At 75.7% G+C, this 1,565-nt stretch carries 2 protein-coding genes; both read left to right on the forward strand.

The features are described 5' to 3' along the window. Positions 1 to 43 precede the first annotated feature (43 nt). Positions 44 to 1,180, forward strand: coding sequence for a flagellar basal body P-ring protein FlgI (locus ACVMLK_RS20970; RefSeq protein ID WP_457487535.1), 1,137 nt, complete (start codon positions 44 to 46; stop codon positions 1,178 to 1,180). A 134-nt stretch (positions 1,181 to 1,314) separates the two neighbouring features. Then, a partial coding sequence (locus tag ACVMLK_RS20975) for a hypothetical protein (protein WP_457487534.1) occupies positions 1,315 to 1,565 on the forward strand: 251 nt, incomplete at its 3' end.

Consider the following 1,565-nt stretch of genomic DNA (forward strand, 5'->3'; position numbering starts at 1 on the left):
CCGCCGGCCTGCGCTACAGCGCCTGACGCGGGACGCCCGCGCCATGCCGCGCCGCCCGCGCCGTCCGCTCCGCCTGCTGCTGCTCGCGGCCGCCCTGCCGGGCCTGCTGTCCGGCCTGCTGCCGGGCCTGGCCCAGGCGCAGGTGCGGCTCAAGGACATCGTCGCGATCGAAGGGGTGCGCGGCAACCAGCTGATCGGCTACGGCCTGGTGATCGGCCTGCAGGGCAGCGGCGACCAGCTGCGCAACACGCCCTTCACCCAGCAGAGCCTGGCGGCGATGCTGGAGCGCATGGGCATCAACGTCGCCGATGCCCGGGTGCAGACCAAGAACACCGCCGCCGTCATCGTCACCGCGACGCTGCCCGCCTTCGCCCGCCAGGGCACGCCGATCGACGTGCAGGTCTCCTCGCTCGGCGACGCCAAGAGCCTGAACGGCGGCACGCTGATCGTGACCCCGCTGATGGGCGCCGATGGCGAGGTCTATGCCGTGGCGCAGGGCCCGGTGGTGGTCGGCGGCTTCAAGGCCGAGGGCCAGGCGCAGAGCATCTCGAGCGGCGTCACCACCCAGGGCCGCGTGCCGGGCGGCGGGCTGGTCGAGCGCGAGGTGCCGGTCGAGATGCGCGGCCTCGAGAGCATCCGCCTGGCGCTGCGCGCGCCCGACTTCACCACCGCCATCCGCATCGAGGAGGCGGTGAACGCCCGCTTCGGCGCCGCGACCGCGACGGCGCTCGACCTCGGCACCGTCGAGGTGCGGGTGCCGCCCGGCTTCCGCGACCGGCTGCCGCTGCTGGTGGCGCAGATGGAGGGGCTGCAGGTGCGGCCCGAGACGCCGGCGCGGGTGGTGGTGGACGAGCGCACCGGCACCATCGTCGTCGGCGCCCAGGTGCGCGTCGATCCGGTGGCCATCACCCATGGCAACTTGGTGATCCGCGTCACCGAGAGCCCGCTGGTCAGCCAGCCGGCGCCCTTCTCCAATGGCGAGACCACGGTGGTGCCGCGCACCCAGGTGGAGGTGGACGACCAGCGCGGCCGGCGCCTGGCCACCCTGCCGCGCGCCACGACGCTGAAGGATCTGGTGGACGGGCTGAACGCGCTCGGCCTCGCGCCGCGCGACCTGATCTCGGTGCTGACCGCGCTGAAGGCCAGCGGCGCGCTGCATGCGGAGCTGCAGTTCATCTGACCGCCGCGGCCCCCGATGGCCGCCGCAGCTCGGGGCCCGGCCGGGCGGCGGCCGAACCCGTCCGCGCGGCGGCGGCGCCCATTCATCCCGGGCGCCCCTGGCCCTATCCTGCGCCGCGCAACGGAGAGGGGCGGATGGCTGGACAGGATCAGGGGGCCTTCACCCGCACCCCGCTGGGCGACGGCGCCCTGCTGCTGCATCTGCGCCCGGCCCGCCCGCCGCTCGCCTTCCTGGCCAGCGTGGCGCTGCTGGGCGGCCTCTTCGGCCTGCCCGCCCTGGCGGTGCTGATCGATCCGGCGCGGCACGACGCGCTGTCGCTCGGCGCCGCGCTCGGCGCCCTGCTGGTGCTGGGCCTGGCGGCCCTGGCCTGGCGCCGGGCGCGGCG

Source organism: Teichococcus aerofrigidensis, from assembly GCF_054073225.1.

Bases quoted from the DNA above. Each gene is read 5' to 3' on its own strand.
- ACVMLK_RS20970 (WP_457487535.1), top strand. From the start codon at position 44: ATGCCGCGCCGCCCGCGCCGTCCGCTCCGCCTGCTGCTGCTCGCGGCC.